The sequence below is a fragment of the Anaerohalosphaeraceae bacterium genome, from assembly GCA_035378985.1.
Classification (GTDB): Bacteria; Planctomycetota; Phycisphaerae; order Sedimentisphaerales; family Anaerohalosphaeraceae; genus JAHDQI01.
This window is the reverse complement of record DAOSUR010000011.1, coordinates 51578-70159: the sequence shown is the minus strand read 5'-3', so window position 1 is coordinate 70159 and position 18582 is coordinate 51578. Positions and strand designations below refer to the sequence as shown.

Annotated in this window: 21 protein-coding genes; 7 read left to right on the top strand and 14 right to left on the bottom strand. The window is 56.0% G+C overall.

Features of this window, described 5'->3' with window-relative positions:
* The first annotated feature begins 36 nt into the window (after positions 1-36).
* The 4 genes from PKY88_09140 to PKY88_09125 all read left to right on the top strand — a co-directional run bounded on the left by PKY88_09140 (position 37) and on the right by PKY88_09125 (position 5262).
* The gene (locus PKY88_09140; protein HOQ05364.1) at positions 37-471 is read left to right on the top strand and encodes a hypothetical protein; all 435 of its coding nucleotides are present in this window, start codon (positions 37-39) and stop codon (positions 469-471) included.
* Entirely contained in the window at positions 468-3602 is a 3135-nt protein-coding gene (locus PKY88_09135; GenBank protein ID HOQ05363.1) for an efflux RND transporter permease subunit, read from the top strand. The genes PKY88_09140 and PKY88_09135 overlap by 4 nt, the downstream gene beginning before the upstream one ends.
* 111 nt (positions 3603-3713) lie before the next feature.
* Positions 3714-4343 (top strand): fused MFS/spermidine synthase, encoded by a 630-nt coding sequence (locus PKY88_09130; protein HOQ05362.1) that lies wholly within the window; start codon positions 3714-3716, stop codon positions 4341-4343.
* Positions 4336-5262 carry a fused MFS/spermidine synthase gene (locus tag PKY88_09125; GenBank protein ID HOQ05361.1) on the top strand — a complete coding sequence of 309 codons (927 nt, stop codon included), beginning with the start codon at positions 4336-4338 and terminating at the stop codon, positions 5260-5262. The genes PKY88_09130 and PKY88_09125 overlap by 8 nt, the downstream gene beginning before the upstream one ends.
* A 6-nt stretch (positions 5263-5268) precedes the next feature.
* Here the strand turns inward: PKY88_09125 and PKY88_09120 are convergent, their stop codons facing one another.
* From PKY88_09120 to PKY88_09055, 14 genes are all read right to left on the bottom strand, one after another.
* Entirely contained in the window at positions 5269-5682 is a 414-nt protein-coding gene (locus PKY88_09120; GenBank protein ID HOQ05360.1) for a thioredoxin family protein, read from the bottom strand.
* Positions 5683-5698: 16 nt separating this feature from the next.
* Positions 5699-6901 carry an ACR3 family arsenite efflux transporter gene (gene arsB, locus PKY88_09115; GenBank protein ID HOQ05359.1) on the bottom strand — a complete coding sequence of 401 codons (1203 nt, stop codon included), beginning with the start codon at positions 6899-6901 and terminating at the stop codon, positions 5699-5701.
* The gene (gene arsM / locus PKY88_09110; GenBank protein HOQ05358.1) at positions 6898-7737 is read right to left on the bottom strand and encodes an arsenite methyltransferase; all 840 of its coding nucleotides are present in this window, start codon (positions 7735-7737) and stop codon (positions 6898-6900) included. Before arsM ends, arsB begins: the two co-directional genes overlap by 4 nt.
* An 8-nt stretch (positions 7738-7745) precedes the next feature.
* Positions 7746-8186: an arsenate reductase ArsC gene (locus PKY88_09105; GenBank protein HOQ05357.1), complete on the bottom strand. Its 441-nt coding sequence runs from the start codon at positions 8184-8186 to the stop codon at positions 7746-7748.
* Positions 8183-8638: an arsenate reductase ArsC gene (locus PKY88_09100; protein ID HOQ05356.1), complete on the bottom strand. Its 456-nt coding sequence runs from the start codon at positions 8636-8638 to the stop codon at positions 8183-8185. Before PKY88_09100 ends, PKY88_09105 begins: the two co-directional genes overlap by 4 nt.
* Positions 8635-9003 carry a metalloregulator ArsR/SmtB family transcription factor gene (locus PKY88_09095; GenBank protein HOQ05355.1) on the bottom strand — a complete coding sequence of 123 codons (369 nt, stop codon included), beginning with the start codon at positions 9001-9003 and terminating at the stop codon, positions 8635-8637. Before PKY88_09095 ends, PKY88_09100 begins: the two co-directional genes overlap by 4 nt.
* A 121-nt stretch (positions 9004-9124) precedes the next feature.
* On the bottom strand, positions 9125-9823 hold the full coding sequence (locus PKY88_09090; GenBank protein HOQ05354.1) for a cytochrome c biogenesis protein CcdA: 699 nt from the start codon (positions 9821-9823) through the stop codon (positions 9125-9127).
* A complete protein-coding gene (locus PKY88_09085; GenBank protein HOQ05353.1) occupies positions 9823-10755 on the bottom strand; it encodes a thioredoxin family protein in 933 nt (310 codons plus the stop codon). The genes PKY88_09090 and PKY88_09085 overlap by 1 nt, the downstream gene beginning before the upstream one ends.
* 20 nt (positions 10756-10775) lie before the next feature.
* Positions 10776-11366 (bottom strand): thioredoxin domain-containing protein, encoded by a 591-nt coding sequence (locus PKY88_09080; protein ID HOQ05352.1) that lies wholly within the window; start codon positions 11364-11366, stop codon positions 10776-10778.
* A 26-nt stretch (positions 11367-11392) separates the two neighbouring features.
* The gene (locus tag PKY88_09075) at positions 11393-11770 is read right to left on the bottom strand and encodes a putative zinc-binding protein (protein HOQ05351.1); all 378 of its coding nucleotides are present in this window, start codon (positions 11768-11770) and stop codon (positions 11393-11395) included.
* Between the two features lie 34 nt (positions 11771-11804).
* Positions 11805-12038, bottom strand: coding sequence for a thioredoxin family protein (locus tag PKY88_09070; protein ID HOQ05350.1), 234 nt, complete (start codon positions 12036-12038; stop codon positions 11805-11807).
* 1 nt (position 12039) lies between these two features.
* Entirely contained in the window at positions 12040-12519 is a 480-nt protein-coding gene (tsaA, locus tag PKY88_09065) for a tRNA (N6-threonylcarbamoyladenosine(37)-N6)-methyltransferase TrmO (GenBank protein HOQ05349.1), read from the bottom strand.
* 11 nt (positions 12520-12530) lie between these two features.
* Positions 12531-13865: a permease gene (locus tag PKY88_09060; GenBank protein HOQ05348.1), complete on the bottom strand. Its 1335-nt coding sequence runs from the start codon at positions 13863-13865 to the stop codon at positions 12531-12533.
* A 15-nt stretch (positions 13866-13880) separates the two neighbouring features.
* Positions 13881-14222 (bottom strand): metalloregulator ArsR/SmtB family transcription factor, encoded by a 342-nt coding sequence (locus PKY88_09055; GenBank protein HOQ05347.1) that lies wholly within the window; start codon positions 14220-14222, stop codon positions 13881-13883.
* Between the two features lie 314 nt (positions 14223-14536).
* Between PKY88_09055 and PKY88_09050 the strand changes: the two genes are divergently transcribed.
* The 3 genes from PKY88_09050 to eno all read left to right on the top strand — a co-directional run bounded on the left by PKY88_09050 (position 14537) and on the right by eno (position 18503).
* Positions 14537-15664 carry a choice-of-anchor D domain-containing protein gene (locus PKY88_09050; protein ID HOQ05346.1) on the top strand — a complete coding sequence of 376 codons (1128 nt, stop codon included), beginning with the start codon at positions 14537-14539 and terminating at the stop codon, positions 15662-15664.
* A 144-nt stretch (positions 15665-15808) separates the two neighbouring features.
* Positions 15809-16816 carry an alpha/beta hydrolase gene (locus tag PKY88_09045; GenBank protein ID HOQ05345.1) on the top strand — a complete coding sequence of 336 codons (1008 nt, stop codon included), beginning with the start codon at positions 15809-15811 and terminating at the stop codon, positions 16814-16816.
* A gap of 391 nt (positions 16817-17207) precedes the next feature.
* The gene (gene eno / locus PKY88_09040; GenBank protein ID HOQ05344.1) at positions 17208-18503 is read left to right on the top strand and encodes a phosphopyruvate hydratase; all 1296 of its coding nucleotides are present in this window, start codon (positions 17208-17210) and stop codon (positions 18501-18503) included.
* Positions 18504-18582: the final 79 nt, after the last annotated feature.

Genomic DNA, 18582 nt, shown 5'->3' with positions numbered 1-18582 from the left:
GAGGTCCGCATTACCGACCCGGCGTGGGGACAGGAGGTGTTTCGGGTCGGGAGGGTTCTGCGGCTTCTGGCTCATTTGGAGGAACAGGGGCGAATGGCCCGGCTTCTGGTTTCGGTGCCTTCGCCGCTGGAGTCGCCCGAAGGACGGACGCTGCCGCCGCTGCTCTTGGGCTCGTATGTGCGGGCTGAAATCATCGGACGGGCAGCCCGCGATGTATTCGCCGTTCCGCGTGAATACATTCGAAACGGCAATCAGGTCTGGCTGATGGATGAGCAGAATCGGCTGCGGATTCGCACCGTGCAGACGGTTTTTCGGGGGCCGGAGACGGTTTATATCCGCAGCGGACTTAAGGACGGCCAGCGGATTGTCACCACCGACCTGTCTTCACCGGTGGAAGGGATGCTTCTTCGAACGGCTGAGAAACCTTCGGCGGAAAAGAGCAACTCTGGGAATGCAGGAGGCGGTCAATGACGGAACGGCCTGTTCTGGATGACAGCCGCGGTTTGATCGGCTGGATGACCCGCAATCGGGTTACCCCCAACCTGATGATGGTGGTGTTTTTAGTCGGCGGCTTCTTTTTTGCGCTAAACGTCCGGCAGGAGGTGTTTCCGGAATTTGATTTGGATTTGGTGATTGTCCGGGTGCCGTATCCTGGGTCCAGTCCGAAGGAAGTCGAGCAGGGCATTATTCTGGCTGTGGAGGAGGCGATTCGGGGTCTGGAGGGCATCAAGGAGATTACCGCGGTTGCCTCGGAAGGATTCGGAACGGTCACGGCGGAAATTATTGAGGGATTCGACCGGCAGCGGGTTTATCAGGATATCAAACAGGAAATCGACCGGATTACGACGTTTCCGGAGGATGCGGAACGTCCGGAAGTGTCGCTGGCGATGCGGCGGCAGCAGATTGTGGAGCTGCAGATTTACGGGGATGTTTCGGAGTGGGTCCTCCGGGAGCTTGCGGAGGAAATCCGCGACGGGCTTCTGCAGGAGCCGGGGATTACGCAGGTGGACCTGGCCGGAGCCCGCGATTATGAACTGCAGGTTTTGATTCCGCAGGAGACGCTTCGGGCGTACGGTCTGACACTTCAGGAGGTGGCCGACCGCATTCGCGCCACGGCCCTGGAACTTCCCGGCGGGCATGTGGAAACCCGGGCCGGGGAAGTGCTGCTTCGTGTAACGGAGCGGCGGCAGTGGGCGAGGGAATTTGCCCGCATTCCCATTCTGACCACCGCTTCCGGGACCGTCATCCGGCTGGAGGATATCGCCGAAGTGCGGGATGATTTTGCCGATGTGGACCGGATGGCCTTTTTTAACGGCAAACGTGCGGTGGGGATTAGTGTTTATCGGGTGGGGGACCAGACTCCCATCGGCATCTCCGAGGCCGTTCAGCGGGCGATGAAGCGGCTGGAACCGCAGCTGCCGGAGGGGGTGCATTGGGTCATTACGCAGGACCGTGCGGATGTGTACCGGCAGCGGCTGACTCTGCTTTTGAAAAACGCCTTTTACGGGCTGATTCTGGTGATTGTTCTGCTGGGGCTGTTTTTGGAAATCAAACTGGCCCTGTGGGTGACGCTGGGGATTCCGATTTCCTTCCTCGGGTCGTTCCTGTTTTTGCCGAGTCTGGATGTGACCATCAATATGGTCTCGATGTTTGCCTATATCATTGCACTGGGTATTGTGGTGGATGATGCGATTGTGGTCGGCGAGAATATTTATGAGTACCGCAATCGGGGAATGAGTTTCTTTCGGGCGGCGGTTCAGGGGGCACGGGATGTCGCGATGCCCGTCAGTTTCAGCATTCTGACGAATCTGGTTGCTTTTGTGCCCCTTTATTTTATCCCCGGCATTATGGGCAAAATCTGGAAGACCGTTCCGCTGGTGGTGATTACGGTTTTCACGATTTCCTGGATTGAAAGCACGCTGATTCTTCCAACGCATCTGGCACACGCCCGTCCGCGAAGCCGTCGTCCTCTGGCGGTTTTTCTCCACGGGCGCCAGCAGGCCTTCAGCCGGGAATTTGAACGGTTTGTGGAAAGGGTGATTGCGCCGTTCATCGATCGCTGCGTCCGGATACGATATCTGACCGCCGCAGTCGGGTTCACCGTTTTTCTGATAGTTTTGGGAATCGTTCTGAGCGGACGAATCGGGATGATTCTGATGCCTCGAGTGGAATCCGATTACGCCTCCGTTCAGGCGACGCTTCCCTTCGGGAGTTCTCAGGAGAAAGTGACAGCTGTCTGCAATCGGCTGGTCGAAGCGGCCCGGAAGATTGTCGAAGAGAACGGAGGAGAGCGTCTGAGCAAGGGAGTCTTTGCGGTGATTGATGAGGATACGATTGATGTTCGCATCTTTTTGACCGACCCGGATGTGCGGCCGATCAGTACGACCCGCGTGACGCAGCTGTGGCGGGAGAGGGTCGGGCCGATTCCGGGTCTGGAATCCATTCTTTTTGAGGCCGACCGCGGCGGTCCGGGCTCGGGAGCGGCTTTGACGATTGAATTGAGCCATCGCGATATCCGGGTTCTTGACCAGGCCAGCGAAAAGCTGGCGGCGCTTCTGGCGGATTTCCCCAATGTCAAGGATATCAATGACGGATACACGCCCGGCAAGCAGCAGCTGAATTTCCGCATCACCCCGGAAGGGCAGAGCGTCGGTCTGACCGTTCGGGAAATTGCCCGGCAGATTCGCAATGCCTTTTACGGAGCCGAAGCCCTGCGCCAGCAGCGGGGACGGAATGAAATCCGGGTGCGGGTGAAGTTTCCGCCGGAACAGCGGCTCAGCGAGTACAATGTGGAGGAGCTGCTGATTCGCACGCCGTCCGGCACGGAGATTCCTCTCCGTCAGGCCGCCCGGCTGGAGCGGGGACGCTCGTATACGAGCATCAATCGGCGGAACGGGCGCCGCACCGTAACGGTGACGGCCAATGTGGAACCAATCGGTCAAACCAATCAGGTCAAAGAGACGCTGATTCAGGAGATTCTTCCGAAACTTCAATACGATTTTCCGGGACTTTCGTACGCCTGGGAGGGCCGTCAGGCGGATTGGGCGGAGAGCATGCAGTCGCTCTGGAAAGGATTTCTGGGGGCGCTGGCGGCGATTTATGCGATGCTGGCGGTTCCGTTTCGCAGTTATATTCAGCCGCTGATTATTATGGTGGCCATTCCCTTTGGGATTGTCGGGGCGGTTCTGGGGCATTTGATGATGGGCTACGAGCTGTCGGTGATGAGTATGATGGGGATTGTGGCGCTGTCCGGGGTGGTGGTGAATGATTCGCTTGTTTTGATTGACTATGCCAATCGGCTCCGACAGGAGAACCCCGCCGTTTCGGCGTTTGAGGCGATGCATCAGGCGGCTGTCCGCCGCTTCCGTCCTGTGATGCTCACCACGCTGACGACCTTTGGCGGGCTGGCGCCGATGATTTTTGAAACCTCCCGTCAGGCCCGCTTTATGATTCCGATGGCCATCTCGCTGGGCTTTGGGATTCTCTTTTCCACGGTGGTGACGCTGATTCTGGTGCCCTGTCTGTATGTAATAGTGGAGGATATCGTCCAATTTCTGCAGCGGCGGGGATTTGCTGTTTTCACACCGGATGCCGTGGAGTAATTGCGGAATTTTCGGGAAAATGCAATGTTTCCTGCGGCGTAACTGTGCGGGGCAGACTATAATAGCGGCGGAAACGCATCAGTGTTTCGTGAATCGGTGAAAGAAGCGGAATTGAATTCTGATAGAAACAGCAAGGTTCGCACGGCGGCGGCCGTCCTGGTCGCCTGTCTGTGCGGCTGGTTCGTGATGGAGCTGGAGATTCTGGGGGTGCGGATGCTGGCCCCCTATTTCGGCAGTGCAGTCTATGTAGTCACCGGCAGCGTCATCGGAACCTTTCTGCTGAGCTTGTCCGTGGGGTATCTGCTGGGGGGACGCCTGTCGGCTCTAAAAAACAGCGGCATTCTGCTGGGGGTATTTATCCTGCTGGCGGGCGTCTGGACGGCCGTTCTGCCTTTTTTTACCGGTCCGGTGTGCGACAGGATTTTCGATTGGGGGCTGGATGAAAAATGGGGTTCGCTGCTGGCGGCGCTGGTGCTGTTTGCCGTGCCGACGACCTTTCTGGGAACGGTCTCGCCGACGGTAGTCCGCTGGCTGACACAGCGGCCGGAAGAGGCGGGAGTCAGTGCCGGTCTGGTGATGGCCCTTTCGACAATTGCCAGTTTTGCGGGCTGCGTCGTGACGGCATTTTATCTGATTCTGTATTCGATGCGTCTGGTACTGTCGATTTCCGGCCTGATTCTGGCCCTATTAGGAATGGTCGTGCTTGTCACGGCGCTGGTGCGGAGGAAACAAAATGCTTAAAGAACGGTGGGGTTCTCTGTATGTTTTTCTGGTTATTTCCGTGCTGTCTGCGGCGGCTCCGGAGGAATGGGGCCGTCTGGCAGCCCGCAGAGAGTCGCTGTACAATACGATCTTCGTTTATCAGAAAGATTCTGTGGTAACGCTGCGGTTTGGGCGGCGGGCCGCCGTGCCGATTCAGACGCAGGTCGATTTGGAAAATCTGCGGAATCATCAGCTTGAATATACCAAACTGATTTATGCCTCGCTTCTTTATGTGCCGGAGCCCAATTCCATTCTGGTGCTCGGACTGGGCGGAGGGGTGATTCCGCGCGATTTTCGTTTCTATTTTCCGCAGGCCCAAATTGATGTCGTGGAAATTGACGAGGCCATCCCGCCGCTGGCCAAAGAGTTTTTTGCCTTTGCGGAAGATGACAAAATGAAAGTCTATGTGGATGACGGGCGGATGTTTATTAAAAAGCGGCTCCGCCGCCCCAATCCCACGCAGTATGACATCATCGTGCTGGACGCCTTCAACGGCGATTATATTCCGTTTCATCTGATGACCCGCGAATTTCTGGAGGAGGTCAAGGGGGTCCTGTCGCCGACGGGGGTCGTTGCGGCCAATGTGTTCTATGATAATCAGCTGTTTGACGCAGAGTGGGTGACGTTTTTGAAGGTGTTTGACCGGTGCGATGTCTTTCTGGGACGAACCAGCGGCAATGCGATTCTGATTTCGCCGGGGGCTCAGGTGCAGGTGCCGCAGGGGCCGGCGTTTCTGGAGCGGGCCCGAATGCTGCAGGACAAGCACAAGTTTGCGTTCAGTCTTCCGGCTGTTGCCCGCTGCTTTCGTCCGGATTTGAAGCCGGACCCGCAGGCGCGGGTGCTGACGGATGACCGGGCGCCTGTGGATTACCTGCGCCAGCAGCAGCGGCGGGAATAAACTGCGCTACGGAATCTCCAGCCCCGCCTGACGCCACTGCTGCAGGATTTCCTCGCGGCTCATCGCACCGACGTGACGGGACAGCTCCTTTCCCTGTGCATCGTAAAAAATCTGCATCGGAAGGGCCTGCACCTCGTATTTTCGGCCTGCCTGGGGCTGCCGGTCCAGGGAAACCAGTGCAATCGCAAAGTGCGTGGCGTGTGTCCGGGCCAGCTCCGTCAGGGTTGGCATCATCCGCCGGCAGTAAATGCAGGAGGCCGAGGTAATCTGCACAAGCACAGGCCTGCCCTGTCCGACGATGGAGTCATCCGGAAAATTCTCAGTCTGGGCCTCATAGCGGCGGGTCTGGATAAACTGGACAATCAGCAGCAGCACCAGCGCCGCCGCAACCACCAGCCACACAGAGTTTTTCTGCTTCATCGGTTCCGTTTCCTTTCTAACGGGTTTCTACGACGGCGGGCCGGAACCAGTGCTGCGTTTTCAGGCAGATTTTGACCAGCATCAGCATCACCGGCACTTCAATAAGCACGCCGACCACCGTGGCCAGTGCCGCGCCGGAGGACAGGCCGAAAAGCATCGTCGCCGTGGCAATCGCCACTTCGAAATGATTGCTGGCCCCAATCATCGCCGACGGCGCCGCATCCGTATAATTCAGGTTCAGCCAACGCGCCAGCACATAGGCCGCCGCAAAAATCAGACAGGTCTGGATAAACAGCGGGACGGCAATCCACAGAATCGTCAGGGGATTGTTCAGAATCGTTTCGCCCTTGAAGGAAAACAGCAGCACCAGCGTCAGCAGCAAAGCGACGATGGTAATCGGCGTGAGGATATGCAGGAATTTTGTTTCGAACCATTCGGGACCCTTGCGGGCCAGAATCCACCGGCGGGAAAAGAATCCGGCGGCCAGCGGCAGAGCGACATAAACGGCGATGGACAGCAGCAGGGCCTGCCAGGGAACCGGCAGCTTGCCGACGCCCAAGAGGAAGCCGCCCAGCGGGCCGTACAGAACCAGCATCGTCAGCGAATTAATCGCCACCATCACCAGCGTATGCCCGTCATTGCCCTTGGCCAGATAGCCCCAGACCAGCACCATTGCGGTGCAGGGGGCGATGCCCAGCAGGATGCAGCCGGCCAGGTAGCTGCGCCACAGCGGAACCTGAAGCATCTTGACGCCGTTTTCGAGCACGACGGTGCCGACGCCGTAGGAAGCGCCGACGGGCAAATCCAGCCCGAAGGGCATCTTGACAAAGTCCACGGCGTCCGGACCGATGAAGCCGTAAAAAAGCGTGCCTAAAAAAAACAGGGCGATGGCGTACATGGTGAACGGCTTAATCGCCCAGTTCACGAAGAGAGTCAGGGCGACGGGTTTGATGCTCTTGCCGGCCTGGAGGACTTCCGCAAAGTCAATCTTGACCATGATCGGGTACATCATAAAAAACAGGCACACGGCAATCGGGATGGAGATGACCGGCGCCTGATTGACATATACGGCCATTCCGTCCAGGGTTTTGGCCAGACCGGGGGCCAGTTTGCCCAGCCCAATCCCGCCGGCAATACAGAGAATCACCCACACGGTCAGATATTTCTCGAAGATGCTGAGTCCCTTTTGCGGTTTCTGAATCATCGGCTCCTGGTTCATTGTAAGACCTCTTTTCTTTCAGGTTTGAAGGCCGTCAGATTGATGCTGATGACATAGTCGCTTAGTTTGGCCCCCGGCGGCAGGGATTCTTTGACCTGCCGATACAGCGGGTCATTGCAGTCGGCTGCCAGCTCGATGCTGTAGGGATGTTCTTCTATCTTCAGACTGCACAGGCCGGCCTGTTGGGCCATTTGAAGGGTTTGTTCGACCGGAACAGCTCCGGCAACACAGCTGACCAGTGCGGCGGCCGAGCGGGCAATGTTTTCCGGCAGCGGTTTTCGGAGGGCCAGGTCGGAGATGCAGGCCTTGCCGCCGGGCTTGAGAACCCGGGCGATTTCATTCCAGACCTGCTGTTTGTCGGGGGAAAGATTGATAACGCAGTTGGAGATGACCACGTCAATGGTGCCGTCGGCGACGGGCAGGTGTTCAATTTCTCCGAGTCGAAACTCCACATTGGACAGTCCGGTTTTTTGTGTGAAGACGGCAATAGAGGCCCGGGCCCGGCTGACCATGTCCGGGGTCATATCCACCCCGACGGCTCGTCCGGCCGGGCCGACTTTGCAGGCGGCGATGAAGACATCGATTCCGCCGCCGCTGCCCAAGTCCAGTACAACCTGTCCGGGTTTCAGGTCTGCCAGCGCCGTCGGATTGCCGCAGGACAGCCCGAGGTTGGCTCCGTCCGGCAAAAGGGCCAGTTCATCGCTCGAATAGCCAAGATTTTGTGCCAGCTGAGCGGAAGGAGTGCAGCCGCAGCAGCAGGAAGACTTCCTCTGAGCAATTTTGGAATACTCCTGCCGAACGGTTTGTCGGATGGTTTCTTTGGAAGGCTCCGCCATAGCAAACCTCATTTTCCCTGCGGTTCCGTTTTCTTTTTCAGCCAGTCTTTTACGCGTTCTTTGACGGCATCTCTGGTTTGACGGAAGGCGGCCAGAATGGTTTCCCTGTCGCCCTGAACGCTCGCTGGGTCGGGAAGCGGCCAGCGCTCGACATGCAGGGCAAAGGGATACAGCCGGGGGCACTCGGCCTCGCCTTCCTGACAGACGATAATGATATGATCCAGCGGCTGTTTGCCCAGATACAGGTCGATGCTCTTGGCGGTCTGGCCGCGGATGCTCACGCCGTCCTCCAGCATCACAACCTCAACCAGCGGATGAATCATTTCCGGGAACAGGCCGGCGCTGAAGACCTCAAAGCGGTCGGCGGCCAGTTTCTTTAGATATGCCTCGGCCATCTGACTCCGGCAGGAATTGTGTTTGCAGAAAAACAGCACACGTTCTTTCTTCATTGACTTCCTCCCTTTGTGAGGATATCGGGAATCTGTTCCACAAAGGCGCGGATTTGGTCGCGCACGCGGCGGTAGCAGTTCAGGGCTTCTTCCTCCGTTTTGGCGGCTTTGGCCAGGCGCGGCGGATCTTCAAACCCGACGTGCAGGATTTTGGTTTTGCCGGGAAAGAGCGGACAGCTTTCGCGGGCATGGTCGCAGACGGTGATGACGTAATCAAAGGGGATATGGCGGACCTCGTCGAGGTGCTTGGAGCGATGGGCGGAGATGTCCACGCCCGCTTCGGCCATCACGCGGACGGCCAGCGGGTTTAAGCCGTGTGTTTCGATGCCCGCCGAATAGGGCTCCACGCAGCCGCCTTTAAGATGACGGGCCCAGCCCTCGGCCATCTGGCTTCGGCAGGAGTTGCCTGTACAAAGAAAAAGAATGCGAAGTTTTTTTTCATCTTCCGTCATGACCGTTGTTTCCTTCCAGGTTTTCCGGATGTTTTGGGACCGCATCGGGCCCGGCCGAGGCGCTGAAGGTCCTGCCGGACCGTCGGATGGCTCCGGAAGCAGTCCGCCAGGCAGTGCTGAAGGGATTGTTCAACAGGACAGGCGGGCGGACGCAGACGGTAATACATCCATGTGCCCTGCCGCCGAACTTCGACGATTCCCTCACGGCGCAGGATGCTCAGATGTCTGGAGATTTTGTACTGGGGCTGGCGCAGGGCTTCGGCGAGCACGCACACGCACAGCTCTCCGCGGACCGCCAGCATCACCGCCAGCCGCAGGCGAATCGGGTCCGACAGACCTTTTAAATAGGCCGCTTCTTTTTCCATATGCCTCTTTCTGTATATATGCACATATACGCATATAATAGCGCGGCGGTTTTCTTCTGAAAAGAAAAAATTTTTCGGATTCTGTTTTTCTGCCGTTTTGGGTATTCAAAACCCTTCGGTTTCACGGGGCGGTGTAAATCAGCCACAGTCCGGCCAGCAGGACCAGAACGCCGCAGATTTTCTTTAATCGGACGGCTCCCCTGGATTGTTCATTCCAGTTCAGATACCGCTGAACCGCCTCGGTAAAGGTGCCCGCCAGGACGATGACGGAGCAGTGACCGATGCCGTACATCAGCAGCAGAAAAATGCCGTAAACCGTATGGGCAGAGGCCAGTTTGAAGGTCACGGCAAGCATCGGGGCCATATAGGCAAACGTGCACGGCCCCAGCGCGATGCCGAAAATCAGTCCGAGAAAGAAGGCCGCCAAAAGTCCTTTGCGTCGTGTGTTCACCTGTCCCGGTCCGGACCAGGGCATTGGAATGACCTCTACAAGATGCAGCCCTACGGCGAAAAAGATGAGTGCAACAAAATAGTTTCCGTATTTGCCGACATCGCCCATCATTCGTCCGGCAGCGGCGGTCAGGGCCCCAATCGCCGCAATCGTTGTCAGAATCCCGACGGAAAACAGCAGCGAAATCCAGAAGGCCCGTCGGGCGGAAATCCGTCCCTGTTCGTCGATAAACCCTACAATCAGCGGAATGCTGGCCAGATGGCAGGGGCTTAGCAGGATGCTCAGTACGCCCCAGATGAAGGAAGCAAATACGGCAATCCATCCGGCGCCTTCTACGGCACGGGTCAGCTGGGCGAACAGCTCCTGCATTAGGGCACTCCGATTTCTTTTAATTTTTTTTCGATTTCGTCCTGAGGGAAGAACCCTTCGTGCCGAAAGACCTCTTTGCCGGATGCATCATAGAAAATCTGAACGGGGATGGCCTGGATGCCGTATCGGGAGGCCAGAATCGGGTGTTTGCGTATGTGAACAAACACGACATTCAATTTCCCTTCGTACTTTTTGCGAAGGGTTTCGAGGATGGGAGTCATCATCTCGCAGGGGCGGCAGCCGTCGGCCCCAAAGTCCGCCAAAGACGGTTTTCCGCTGCGGCGGGCCTTGTCCACGGGATTCTCGAGGGCCGCCTGCGCTTGTTTGATGAGCCAGTCTTTAGAGACACGGATCGGAATCTGCTCTCCGAGTTTTTGGATGTACTCGGAGGCGGCCTGCTGTTTTTTCCGGTCGAGCAGATACGCTTTCAGCGGCGCCTTGACCTGCTCAAAGGAGGCCCCGCCGAACAGGTCCGGGTTGGCCTCGTAAAAGGTTTTTATTTCCGGCTCGGACACCTGGAGGGATTGAAAGACGACTGTCTGGAAGAATTGCTCCATCAGGGCAAAATCCTCCTTCGGCGGCTCGGTCCCGGTGGAGGCCAGCGCCTGTTTGGCAAGTTCCGGGAGAATTCTCTGAACGGCTTCCTGCTCCAAAAGGAAGAAGGCATTGTTTTTGAACTCGTCACGGACGGAAGCGGGCTGGGAATCGATGAGTTTGGCGATTGTATCCAGCGTAATTTGCACCGAGCCCGCCTGCAGCAGGATGCCCTCCGGGAGGTCCTCGAGAACCGCCAGCGAAAGGGCTCCCTGCGTTAAATCCGGATAAAGCTGCTGAACGGTTTGTTTGGAAGCCGGCGGGGTTTCCTCGGCTTTGGTGACAACAAGTACACAGAGGAATACAAGCAAAAGCAAGACAAAGGAAAAATGCTTCATACAGGTTTCATCCTTTTTCTTTATGGAGACAGAGTCTCTGTTTGCGGTGCCGATTCACCCGCCGGGGCGGAAAAGTCAAAGCCCAGCTCCTTCCATTTGGCCAGAATATCTTCTTTGGAAAAGAATCCTTCGTGGCGGAACAGTTCTTTGCCGGACGGATCAAAGAAAATCTGTGTCGGAATCATTCGGATGCCGTATTGTGCCCCTTCGTCCGGTTTTTCCCAGACGTCGATGAAAACCACATCAAATTTGCCGGCATATTCTTTTTTCAGTGATTCGAGGATGGGGGCCATCATTTTGCAGGGGATGCACTTGCCGGCGCCGAGGTCCACCAGACGCGGCAGCGAAGAGGGACCTGTCGGCTGGAAAAGAGAATGCGCCGAGGCCGAGGCTGTCTTGTCGGTTCTGGAATGTCTGGCGGCGAAAACAAGCAGCACCGCCGCCGCCAACCCGACAACAATCAGAATCTTAACGGTCTTGTTCATTGTACCCCCTTTCGAACGGATAATCGGCTGCATCCATTGAATGAACAGCCACACCCCTGCCGCTGTCAGCAGCCAAACCATCCATCCGCCGGGACCGCAGCAGGGACGCGGAAGAAGAATCTCCATCACTTTCCTTGTTTATGGCACTGTGCTCAATCGGTCAGCAGTTCTCTGCCTTTGGCGGCGACTTTTTCAACGGCTTCGTCGCTGACGGGGGTTTTGCCTTTTTCCATCCCCAAATCCGCCAGCTGGAGATGCCGAAATTTCTTGAAGCCGGCCAGCTCGAGCGACTGCTTGACGCAGTTGAGCGGACAGCCGTCCACGGCCAGAATCTTTTCGGCGGCCTCGGTGGTTTTCAGGATGCCGCTGATGCGTCCGCCGATGCCGACGGTGCAGAACATCTTTCCGAGGCCCATCTGCATCATTTTGCGGGCGGCCCGGTCGGCGACGGCTCCGACGTCGGCAGCCCCCGAACAGGCGAAAATCAGTGTTGTTCCGCCGCTGCACGCACAGGAATTGCCGGAAGTCATAGTACGGTCTCCTTTCGCAAAAAAAGTTTCTGTTTCAGACAAGCATGGTTCGGATGTCTTCGGGGGAAACAACCTTGCCGACGACCTTGACCACCCCATCGACAGCCAGCGCCGGCGTCATCATCACCCCCATTTTCATGATGTCGTTAATCTGCGTGATTTTCTCAATTTGATATTCAATCCCCAGTTCTTTGGCGGCAAGTTCGGCATTCTCTGCCAGCTTTTTGCATTTGGGACAGCCCGTCCCTAAAATCTGGATTTTTTTCATCTCAGAATTCCTTTCTCCAAAACCTCTGATCTGCCTGCCGGTTTTCCGGCTTTTTGTTTTGCAGCCAGCCAATTTTTCTGACATCAAACACGTCAAACGCCGGCACATACGGTTTGATGTCCAGCAGCGGGGTGTTGTCGAGAATATCGACGTCTTCTATCTCAATTAAATTGTTCTCAATTTTCAGGAGCTTTACACAGGACATTCCAATCGGATTGGGCCGACAGGGTGCCCGTGTGGCAAAGAGGCCTCGAGGACCGGTGTCCAGAAAGGGGACCACCTTCATTTGCGGGGCGGCGGCGCGGTCAAACCAGTAAAGAAGCCAGATGCGCTCAAAGCCCTCCAGGTCTGAAAGACCTTCCGCATACTCCGGAAATATCTCCAGTCGGCCGCGGGCCTGACGCGCCGCCGCTGACTGAATCGGTGTTCCGTCGGCCTGACAGAAGGGAGTATGAATGATTCCAATGGCTTTCAAATGCATTTCCATACGATTTAGAAGAACGCTCCGAAAATCATTCCGCACAGGGCTGCCATTCCGATGACCAGCGAAACAAAGACAACGGTTTTCTGCGTGCCCAGAATGGACCGAATAACCAGCATATTGGGCAGCGACAAAGCCGGTCCGGCCAGCAGGAGGGCCAGCGCGGGTCCTTTGCCCATTCCGGCACCGAGGAGACCCTGCAGAATGGGCACCTCCGTCAATGTGGCAAAATACATAAATGCCCCGGCGACGGAGGCGAACAGATTGGCCCAGACGGAATTGCCGCCGACGGCTTTCTGAATCCAGACCGATGGGATAAGCCCTTCGTGCCCCACGCGACCGAGCAGAAAGCCGGCTATCAGCACGCCGAACAGCAGCAGCGGCAGAATCTGTACGGCGTATCCCCATGTGGACTGAAGCCAGTGGATGCGTTCTTCTTTGTCAATCCACAGCAGCACCAGCCCAAGGAGCAGCACCAGCAGCCCGATTGTAAGGCCCCAGCGGATTTTATAAATCGCCTCGTAAAGAGGATTTTTTTCCACGGGGCGGACCTGCTGAATCTGCTCGGCGGGGATGATGTGTTCGGTACCGGTTCGGTCTTTGAGGAGGACCTGCTGCTCGGTTTGCCGGACGATAGTTCCTTCCATTGTGTACGTTGTCAGGCCGCCGGGACAGCAGAGAAAGACCGCCCGGACATCCCCGCTGCGGGCCCAGTTGGCAAAAACCAGAATGCCGATCATCAGCCCCATCAAAATGACGTTCTGCCGAAGGGGACGGCTGACCTGTTCGGTGGGCATCATCAGTTGTGCATCGGCCTTCTGCAGTTCTTCTTTGCGGTAGAGAAAATGCATAATCAGGCCGATGAGGATGCTGAAGAGGACGGCCCCGACCGCCCGGGCGATGCCCAGTTCCAGTCCGAGGATGCGGGCGGTCAGGATAATCGCCAGAATGTTGATCGCCGGTCCGGAATACAGAAAAGCGCAGGCCGGTCCCAGTCCCGCCCCCATTCGATAGATGCCTGCAAACAGCGGCAGCACTGTGCAGGAGCAGACGGCCAGAATAGTGCCGGAGATGGAGGCAACGCCGTACGCCAGCACTTTGTTGGCCCGGGCACCCAGATATTTCATCACGGAGGCCTGGCTGAGAAAGACGGTAATGGCTCCGGCAATGAAAAAGGCGGGCACCAGACAAAGCAGCACATGCTCGCGGGCATACCATTTGACCAGATGAAGGGATTCGAACACGGCGTTGTCAAACCGCGGCCAGCCCAGCGGCAGATAAAAGCAGGCCAGAAAAACCCCGATGATTCCGACCAGTTTTTTCCATTCCTGTTTGAGAAAATCCATCGGCTCGCCGCTCCGTCAGATGAATTGCAGAAGTTTCTTATCTGTTTCGATTTGTTCCTTCAGATAGTCCGACAGGCAGTCTAAAAAACGAAGGACGCATTGTCTTTTCAGGGTGTAATAAACGTGAAGCCCTTTCTTTTCATACTGCAGAATGCCCGCATTGACTAAAATCCCCAGATGGCGGGAGATATTGGACTGCTTGCCGCCGACCTGACGGACAATATCCTGAACGCAGCAGGGGCCCTGCCGCAGGACATTCAAGATGGCAATCCGAAGCGGATGGGCCATCGCCTGTGTAACCAAGGCCTGTTTTTCATAAAGTTCCAACAATTCCGGGCGAAGTTTTTTGTCTTCCATTGCTTGCTTCAGTAACCTCTAAATATGATTATATTACAATATACTCATATATTTGCTGAAATCAAATTTGTTTTTCTAAAAAATCAAAAAAATTAGTGGAGTTTCTTAGGGGTATGTTTTTATCGGCATAGTCTGATAATTCCGAGATTTTATGGTGATTTTATGGTTAAGTTGGGCAGTTTGGCATTAGATGATTTTGGGTGTATACTTTACAGAGAGTCGATAATTCGTCAGTACCATTCTCTGATTGGGGGTAGAACCATGAAAACGTATCGAGAGATTCGGACAGGCCTGCAGGTGCTCTGTTGGCCGTGATGCTCTCATCCGTTTCCCTCTGCCGGGCGGATGAGGTGTACACAGGCGGCGTAACCGTGGATATCACCGGGGAAATCCTCGGTTATGTGTGGATTGAGGATGCAACCGTCAATCTTCTCCCCGGGGCCCATATCAAAAACTCCTACTACATGGGCGATGTCTATGCGGCCAGCGGGGCTGTGGTGAATATCTACGGCGGTCAGATTGATGATATGCTGCTGATTACCACGGCTTACAACGGTCTGCCCGACCCCTATGTAACCCTGTACGGAACCGCTTTTGCTGTTGACGGGGTTCCTGTGACAGCCGGGACGACCGAGCTGTATTTGGCCAATCAGGTGATTTCAGGGCTGTATGGGGACGGGACACCCTTTGCCATCCGAGTGGACTGTTTTGCGGAGGGCGATTATCGGCTGACGCTGCATCTGGCCTGGGTGGACCAGACGCCTGAGGAGCCCGAGGAACCTGAAGAACCTGAAGAACCCGAACCTGTGCCTGCGATTGAGGTCTCGCTGACGGCTGTGGACTTTGGACAGGTTCAGGTCGGCACCTTCGGGGAGCAGTTCCTGACGGTGTCCAACATCGGCGATGCGCCTCTGACGATTGCCGCCGTGTATCTGGAACAGGAAGACACCTTCCAGTTCTACACAACGGGGCTGCGTCAGGCGTCCGTAACCCTGCAGGCGGGCGAAAGCACGGTTCTGGGTGTGCTGTTTACTCCTGCGGCGGAAGGGACGTCTTCGGCGACACTGGTGCTGCTGAGCAATGACCCTGATACGGCTCGGGTCGAGATCACGCTGACCGGCGAAGGGGTTGTACCCCTGACCTGTGCACAGCAGATTCAGGCGATTTTGACCTTCTTTGATGAATCGGCGGCTGCCGGCACACTGAAGGGCGTCGGCTGGGGGAAATCCGCCGTTCATCGTCTGGCGGCTGTTCGGTATCTGCTGGAAGCGGCTCAGACCTTTATCGAACAGAAGAACTACGGGATGGCGGCGGCGACGCTGAAGGCCGTTTTGCTGAAGATTGACGGCCGGAACTGTCCCGGTGACTTTGTGATCGGACCTGCGGCTGCAGAATTGCAGACGAAAATCCAGATTCTTCTGGAGGACCTGAAGAAGCTGTAGTCGGTTCCAATTGTGTACTTCCCGTGTGCAGGTTAACCATAGGCCGCGGGGGGCGTGCCCCCGCGGCTGTTTTTTTGTAGAAAGTTTTCTCTGGACAAATCGGCCGTCTCGAATTCTGATGGGAGAAAATCAAGGGCTGAGAAAATGCATGAGCCGGGGAGTATCAGCGTTGCTGATTTGTCCGCGCAGATAGGCCAAGCGGCATCGTTTCGTTTTTTTGTTTTGACAGCAGCGGCGGGACTGTGTCTTTTCTTTCTGTATCAGCGATTTCGGAAGGGCCGATGGATGGGTGTGCTGGTGTCTCTGTTGGCGATGGCGGCGGCGGTATATGTCGGCCTGGCCTTGATGCTTTGGCTGTTCCAGCCGCGGCTTGTCTTTTATCCGATGCGGGAACACGACTGGCGCCCGGAAGAAGTCGGTCTGCCTTATGAATCCGTCAAGATTTACACGGAGGACGGGATTGAACTGGACGCATGGTTCGTACCCGCCCAAAACGCTTCTTATACCATTCTTTTCTCTCACGGCAATGCGGGCAACATCAGCCATCGGCTCGATTCACTGCTGCTGTTTCGAGAATGGGGTCTGAACTGTCTGATTTTTGACTATCGCGGGTATGGACGCAGCGGCGGGCGTCCTTCGGAAGAAGGGGTCTATCGGGATGCGGCGGCCTGCTGGAAATGGCTCACCGAAGTCCGTCAGATTCCGCCGGAGACGATTGTCCTATACGGGCAATCGCTGGGCGGGGCGGTGGCCGCCAATCTGGCGGCCCGGTTGGCCGAGCAGGCGGGACCCCAGCCGGCCGGCTTGGTCATTGAAAGCACGTTCAGCTCTATCGTTGATATGGGGCGGCACTATTATCCGTGGTTTCCAATCCGATGGTTTGCTCGGTTTCGATTTAATACGGTTCAAGCTGTTCGGAAAGTTCATATTCCCATCCTGGTTATTCACAGCCCGGAAGATGAGATTGTTCCTTTTGAATTTGGGCAGAAGATATTTGACAGTGCCAACCCGCCCAAACAATTTTCCCGGATTTCCGGCAGCCACAACGAAGGGTTTCTTCAGGATTTGCAAACCTATCAAACGATTTGGAAAGAATGGATTGAGCATCTCCGGAGTTCTGAAGAATCCGCCCCGGAAGCAGATAAAAGATAACTCGTTATGAAATAAGGAGATGTTGTTATTTGTTTGAGGGTGGTTCTATAGATAGAAACCCCGTAAAAACCGATGGGAAAAATAATTTTCAAAAATAGGGATTTTTCCTTATTGCGAAAAACACGGAAAAATGCGATATATATTAATGGACGGTGAGCCAAGGGAGGTTTGGCTTATTTTGGCGGGACCTTCGGCAGGATGATTTCTGCCGAAGGTTTTTTTATGGGGGGGGGCGGGCGGAATCTGATATTTTGCGTCCGATTTTCTCGAAAAACACTTCTTGACGCATCCGGTTTCTTCGGATACAGTCTGCCTCTATTGAGTGTACACAGCGACAAAGTCTATTATCATCAAAGCCGAGGATTCGGCTGGAAATCGAAAGGGAAATTGTATGTATACGACAATTGTAGATGTAACCGCCCGAGAAATTCTCGACTCGAGGGGCAATCCGACCGTTGAAGTGGATATTCTTCTGGAAGACGGGTCTTTGGGTCGGGCGGCGGTGCCGAGCGGGGCCAGCACGGGTGTCCACGAAGCGGTGGAACTCCGGGATGTCAAGTCCAAACGGTATCTGGGCAAGGGTGTTTTGAAGGCCGTCAAGAATGTCAACGAGGTGATCGCACCGGAAATCCTCGGAATGGATGCGACAGCTCAGGAGGAACTGGACAAGTTCCTTTGTGAGCTGGACGGCACGCCGAACAAGGCCAAACTGGGCGCCAATGCGATTCTGGGTGTTTCACTGGCTGCCGCCAAGGCCGCCGCGGCCTCGTGCGGGCTGCCGCTGTACAAATACATCGGCGGCTGCAATGCCAACCTGCTGCCGGTACCGATGATGAACATCCTCAACGGCGGCAAGCACGCCGACAACAATGTGGATTTCCAGGAGTTTATGGTGATGCCCGTCGGTGCCAAGGACTTCCCGACGGCCCTTCAGATGTGTGCGGAGATTTACCATTGCCTGAAGGGGGTTCTCAAGAGCCGCGGCTACAATACGGCGGTCGGCGATGAGGGCGGCTTTGCTCCGTCGCTCAAGAGCAACGAAGAGGCCATCGAGGTGATTCTGGCGGCGGTCAAGAAAGCCGGATACAAGATCGGCAAGGAAGTCTTTATCGCGCTGGACCCGGCTGCCTCTGAAATGTGGACCGGCAAGACAAAGAAATACTGCTTCTTTAAGTCCAATCCGAAGAAGGAAATCAGCGGCAAGGCCCTGGCCGACTATTGGGCCAACTGGGTGAGCAAGTATCCGATTATCAGTCTGGAAGACGGGCTGGCCGAAGACGACTGGGAGGGCTGGGCTTATTTAACGGACAAACTCGGCAAAACCTGTCAGCTGGTCGGCGATGACGTGTTTGTCACCAACACCAAACGGCTGGCAATGGGGATTGAAAAGGGCTGTGCCAATTCGATTCTCATCAAGGTGAACCAGATCGGCACGCTGACGGAAACCATCGAAGCCATTCAGATGGCTCAGCGAAACGGTTATACGGCGGTCATCAGCCATCGCAGCGGTGAGACGGAGGATTCGACCATTGCGGACCTGGCGGTGGCCACCGGCGTAGGACAGATCAAGACCGGCGCTCCCTGCCGAACCGACCGAATCTGCAAATACAACCAGCTGCTGCGGATTCACGAAGAACTGGGACCCAGCGCCCGTTACGGCGGTCAGATTTTCCGGTACGTTTCTTAAGAAAAACGTTCCCAACAGTCTTTGCAGAGGCCCCTGCAGCGCAGGGGTCTCTTTTTTTAGTGTTTTTAGGGTCTGGAAC